This is a genomic window from Clostridium sp. (assembly GCF_016650095.1).
GTDB lineage: Bacteria > Bacillota > Clostridia > Clostridiales > Clostridiaceae > Clostridium_AD.
Genome location: NZ_JAENWL010000238.1, coordinates 1 through 5,905, shown reverse-complemented (window position 1 = coordinate 5,905; position 5,905 = coordinate 1). Strand labels below are relative to the sequence as shown.

The 5,905-nt window shown below is 35.2% G+C and carries 6 protein-coding genes; 5 read left to right on the top strand and 1 reads right to left on the bottom strand.

The window, feature by feature from the left end; genetic code table 11:
- The 5 genes from JJE11_RS13135 to JJE11_RS13115 form a co-directional block, all read left to right on the top strand.
- Positions 1-872 (top strand): ABC transporter substrate-binding protein (locus tag JJE11_RS13135; RefSeq protein ID WP_291636338.1); only part of this gene is annotated, 872 nt, incomplete at its 5' end.
- On the top strand, positions 872-1,747 hold the full coding sequence (locus JJE11_RS13130) for an ABC transporter permease (protein WP_291636336.1): 876 nt from the start codon (positions 872-874) through the stop codon (positions 1,745-1,747). The genes JJE11_RS13135 and JJE11_RS13130, both read left to right, overlap by 1 nt.
- Complete coding sequence (locus JJE11_RS13125) at positions 1,744-2,532, top strand: ABC transporter permease (protein WP_291636334.1); 789 nt, start codon at positions 1,744-1,746, stop codon at positions 2,530-2,532. Before JJE11_RS13130 ends, JJE11_RS13125 begins: the two co-directional genes overlap by 4 nt.
- Before the next feature lie 108 nt (positions 2,533-2,640).
- The gene (gene dpaL / locus JJE11_RS13120; protein WP_291636332.1) at positions 2,641-3,861 is read left to right on the top strand and encodes a diaminopropionate ammonia-lyase; all 1,221 of its coding nucleotides are present in this window, start codon (positions 2,641-2,643) and stop codon (positions 3,859-3,861) included.
- 172 nt (positions 3,862-4,033) lie between these two features.
- A complete protein-coding gene (locus JJE11_RS13115; protein ID WP_291636330.1) occupies positions 4,034-4,540 on the top strand; it encodes an ATP-binding cassette domain-containing protein in 507 nt (168 codons plus the stop codon).
- 431 nt (positions 4,541-4,971) lie between these two features.
- On the opposite strand, the gene JJE11_RS13110 is transcribed toward JJE11_RS13115, so the two are convergent.
- Positions 4,972-5,856 (bottom strand): glycine betaine ABC transporter substrate-binding protein, encoded by an 885-nt coding sequence (locus JJE11_RS13110; RefSeq protein ID WP_291636328.1) that lies wholly within the window; start codon positions 5,854-5,856, stop codon positions 4,972-4,974.
- Positions 5,857-5,905 lie beyond the last annotated feature (49 nt).

Below are 5,905 nucleotides of genomic sequence, written 5' to 3'. Positions count from 1 at the left end.
GCGAGCTTATATGGGGACCCTTCACTGAACTTTTGCCAAATCTAAAGAAGTATTATGATGAAAATGCAGATGATTTAAAGTTTGATACTGGTGTTCCTATAGAAGGATCAGAAGCCATCTGGGGTAGAGCACAGCTTGTACTTACTTATGATTCCAAAGTAGTTCCTGTTCCACCGAAAAACTTTAAGGAATTAATGGAATGGGTTAAAAAAAATCCTGGAAAATTTACATACCCAAAGCTTCCCGATGATTTTGCGGGAGTATCTTTTATCAGAACTGCCTATTATGAGCTAACGGGGAAAAGTGATGTTTTCCAAAAGGATATGAAAAGGGAGGAGTTCCTTCAGATTTCAAAACCTGTGGTTGCTTATTTTAAGGAAATGAACCAGTACCTATGGAGAGAAGGAAAGGCATTTCCTGCAACGCAAGCCCTACAGGATGAGTTTTTTAAAAATGGGGAAATTTCAATGACCATGGGCTTTGAAATAGGTAAAACCGCAGGGCTTGTAAAAAAAGGAGAGTATCCGGAGACAGTAAAAAGCTTTGTTTTTGACACCGGAACTATAGGAAATTCGCATTACCTTGCCGTGCCTTACAATGCGCCAAATAAGGCAGCTGCACTACTTGTAATTGATTTCCTAGAAAGTCCAAAAGCTCAAATTGAAAAATTGAAAGCCGAAGTATGGGGAGATATGCCAGCCTTAGATGTAAGTAAGCTAAGTGATGATCAAAATGTAGAACTTGAAGAAGCACAGGCAGGCCCAGGTGCACTTTCCATTAAAGAACTTTCGCAGCATAGACTTCCAGAAATGAAATCCCAATATATCGACTGGATCAAGGAAATATGGATAAGCGAAATAGGAGGAAAATAATGCGTTTTAAGAGGATTACACCCTATGTACTTTTATCACCTATTTTGATACTGTATATTTTTCTGATTGGTGGCGGACTTATAGAAACTGTAAAGGAAAGCATGGGTTATATCCCTGTTTTGGGTTTTAATACTTTTAACCTGGATAGTTACAAGGAAATTTTTGGGCAAAATAGCTTTCTTAAGGATATGCTTTACTCTGTATATATAGCTGTCATGGCGACAATTTTGTCTACTTTTCTTGGAATCATCATTGCCTATTGTTTTGTGACCTCAAGAAATTCGCTTATCAAGGGTATAGTTAAGAAAATCTTGCAGATGGGGCTGATTATACCCTATCTATATGTGGTTTTTTTAGCAATGCTAATGCTAAGTCAAACAGGGCTTATTTCTAGGCTTATGTACAATATAGGGGTACTGAAGGATTTGAAAAGCTTTCCAGAACTTGTTTTTGATAGAAGGGGACTGGGTATTATATGGGTGTATGTTTTCAAAGGCACACCATTTATAGCATTATTGGTCCTTAATGTCATGTCCAAAATCAGCAGTACATATGAAGATGTTGCAAAATCTTTGAATGCTAGTGGACTCACTATCCTCCGAAAGATTTATATACCTCTAAGCTCTGGAGCAATAATATGGACATCCTGCATTGTATTTGCCTATGCACTAGGCTCCTTTGAGGTCCCATATTTGTTAGGAAGCATTTCACCAGTATCTCTGTCATCAAAACTTTATAGCTTGTTCATTAACCCTAATCTTAGTGCGATTCCAAAAGGCATGGCAATGAACGTAATTCTGATTATACTTGGAGGCATAATTATAGGGGTATATGCTATGCTATTAAAGATTCTGCTTAAGGGGAGGAGGTCATGAGGAAGTTGATTTTACTGCTAACAACCATTATTATTTTATTTCCAATGACGCTGGTATTTCTACTTTCAATTTTTTCATACTACCGCTATCCACTTTTGTTTCCGGATAAATTTACCATGGGGTTGTGGGAAAACATTATATTGGGAAATCCTCAGTTTTATATCAGTCTATTAAATAGTATTGTCATTGGAACGCTAAACGCAGTGCTGGCAACGCTAGTAGGAATTATGACTGCGAGAGCCTTAGTGAAATATACATTCTTTGGGGACAAATTCATAAAAATATTTTTTTCCCTTCCATTATTTATACCCTCAATCGCACTATTTATGGGTGTTCATTTGATGATGATAAAACTCCATTTGATTAACAGCTTTACTGGAGTGATATCTGCGCACATGCTTGTTTCAGTGCCTTATGCTACGAATATTTTTATATCTTTTTTCAAGGGCATTAACCCCGATATGGAAAATGTCGCAAGAACCATGGGATGCACGAAAACAAAGATTTACTCAAAGATATTACTTCCGCTTTTGGCACCTGGAATATACCTATCTTTTTCTATAGGGTTTCTTATTTCATTCTCTGAATATTTCTCAACCTTTCTAATAGGGGGAGGTAAAGTGCGCACACTATCTTCTATGATGTATCCTTATATAAGCAACGGGGATACAGGAAATGCAGCGGTTTTAGGGGTAATATTTATTTTAGTGAATATATCTGTATTTTTTATTGCAGACATTTTGTCACGTAAGAGAAATAAGATTGAGAATTATTTATTTGAATAATATGGAATGATGCAGAATTATATTTACTATATGAATAATTTACAATATAATTAATTGTATGAAACTAAAAAGAATCTTAATCGATTACATTGAAGTGGAGATGAGCAAATGCCAAAAACGACAAATAATATTGAATTTATAGTTAATGGAAAATATGATGCTAAAGAGGAAAGATGCGCAGAATTTCTATCTGTAGAACAATTAAAAAAAGTTAGACATATTCATAATAGTATTCCTGATTGCACGGCTACTCCTTTAGTGCAATTAAAAAGTTTATCTGAGTATATAGGAGTAAAGTCAATATTTATTAAAGATGAATCACAAAGAGGAGATATAAACTCATTTAAAATATTAGGAGCTTCTTATGCAATTACTAAGTTAGTTTGTGACAAGCTAGGAGTTGACGTTTCAAATGTTACTTTTGATTACTTAAAATCTGAGAGCGTTCAATCAGAAATTAAGGATATTACTTTGGCTACTTGTTCTGATGGAAATCATGGTAGAGGTGTGGCTTGGACAGCTAAGGAATTAGGTTTAAAAGCAATTATCTATATGCCGAAGGGAACAGTAGAAAGCAGGGTAAAAAACATAGAAGCATTAGGAGCAACTGTTACAGTTACTGAATTTAACTATGATGATACTGTAAGATATGCAAATGAAATGGCAACTGAAAATAATTGGTATATAGTACAAGATACTTCATGGGAAGGTTACGAAGAAGTTCCGAGGACTATTCTTCAAGGATATTCGACTATGGGAATGGAAGCAATAGAACAACTAGAAGCTGCAGGTTATAAAAAGCCAACTCATTTGTTTGTTCAAGCTGGTGTTGGTGCAATGGCGTCCGGTGTAATAGGAGCTATATCAAATTATTATAATGGAGATATGCCAACTACACTTATAATGGAGCCTAAAAATGCAGCATGTTACTTTAAGTCTGGGGAAATGAATGATGGTACTGCTTATACAGTAGGTGGATCATTAGATAGTATCATGGCAGGGCTTGCATGTGGAGAACCTGTTCCAGCAGGATGGGAAATAATAAGAAATTTCGCTACTGGTTTCTGTAAATGTGCTGATAGTGTAACTGCTACAGGAATGAGAATTCTCGGTAACCCTATTGGAGAGGACGTGCGAGTAATTTCTGGAGAGTCAGCAGCAATAGGTGCGGGAGTACTTTCACTTCTAATGACTAATCCTGAGTATAGCTTAGTAAAGGAAAAACTTGGCTTAAGCAAAGATTCTGTAGTATTAATGTTCAGTACAGAAGGCGATACTGATCCAACAAATTATAGGGATATAGTATGGAATGGTGCGTATCCACTATAATAAAGTTTTAGTTATAACTGTGGTAGAGTCCACTGAAATAAAAACTTTAGAAAGGAAGAACTTCCAGTTTTCTGCCGTGGGGATTGACCCATAGTAGCAACTGGAAGTTCTTCTTTGTTAATTTATTCTAGCCGCGCAAAATATTCTTTATAAAAAGCGGGGAGGGATAAATTTGAAGATTATTCAATGTACTAATGTTACCAAAGCATATAAAAAAAATAATGCCTTAAACAATCTAAGCTTTTCTATTGAGGAAAACACTATCACTGGTCTTATTGGTAGAAATGGTGCGGGTAAAACTACTCTATTAAAGCTGTTAAGTGGATTCTTAAAGACTACTGATGGTGAAATTAAGGTTTTTAATGAAAATCCATTTAATAATTTAAATGTATCCTGTAACATAATATTTATTGATGAAAACATGAGTTTCTCAAAGCAATTAACCCTTGATGAAATTTTGACCGCTACAAATAGTTTTTATCCAAACTTTGATGAAATAATGAGTAGAAAACTTCTTGAGTATTTTTCACTAGATCAAAATAGAAAACACAGCGAGCTTTCTAAGGGAATGACTAGTACATTTAATATGATACTAGGGATAGTTAGTCATTGTGCTCTAACTATTATGGATGAACCAACTACAGGAATGGATGCCGCAGTTAGAAAAGAATTTACCTAACACCAGTGGAGATTATGTGCAGTATTGGTGCTAACTTCTTATATTTTATATTGTTCAGCTCACTTGTTTATCTATGCACTGTTCTTACTCAAAAGTCTAATGTCTTTATTGTTATTATATTGACAGTAGGGGTTTTACTTACACAAACACCGATCTTTGGAAATATAGAAGTAAACTAAATATAGAGTGTGAAAAGCAAGAGTATAGACTTACACAGTTTTCTAAAGACATTGCTATTAAGCAGTTTTATGAAAAAACAGATAATGAAAGTAAGAACGGTGTTACTAGTTCTGGAAGTGATATTATATATATAAGAATTCCGAAAACCCTTAAGATTTTAGGGGATGAGGCATATGAGTAACTGGTTTAGTTGACATATAAAAAAACCTCTGTATAGCAGGAGCTTTACAGAGGTTTCTACTTTTTATAATCTATCTAGCTAGATCTTCTATAGAATTAATATCCATATACGTAGGAACAACTAAGCCTACTCTAGCACCTTCTAGGTTTGGTCCTAAATCTTCAACGACATCTTTGTAGTCTGCATAGTATTTAGCGTGTGTTCCTGGTAACCAAGCTGCAACTATAGCATCTACATCTCCAGTACCTACTGCAGCCCACATTGGTCCTGCATCTACTTGTACAAGATCAACTTTGTAACCCATATCTTCCAATACTGTTCCAATTACGTTAGTAGATGCAATTGCACTATCCCAAGCAACATAAGCAAGCCTGATTGGATCGCCATTTACTTTTTTTGCGCCTGCAGTCCACTCACTTACTTTATCTTTATTGTCAGTAACCCATTGTCTTGCAACTTTCTTTATGTCTCCGCCAGAGTTAATTTCAAGCATAACAGATTCAGAATTTGCTGGAGTCCAATAAAATTGATCTAATATTTTATAAGCATTGGGCATTTTTTCTTTTAAGTTTTTGCGTACAACTGTACTTGTGTGTTCAACGCCACCGAAAATTCCCTTAGGGTCGTCTAAGTATTTTAAGTCATATTTAGAAAACATCCAGTGAGGAGACCAACCAGTAACTATTATTGGCTTTTCATCTGCATAAGCATCTGCTAGTGCTTGTGTCATAGCAGCACCTGAGCTAGCTTGAACAGTATAATCTGTGTTATATTCTTTGCAAGCTTGCTCTGCAAACTCCATTTCGCCAGAACCAGCATCTATACCTGTAATTTTGTAACCCATTTGCTCACCAATAGATTTGTTAGCACTTTTACCGCTACTGCAGCCTACAAAAGTTAGAATTGCTAGACTTAGAGCTATTACACTCAGTTTTTTAAAATTATTTATTATCATTAATTTATTCCTCCTTAGATTATATATCCTATATACATTAATTTGATAT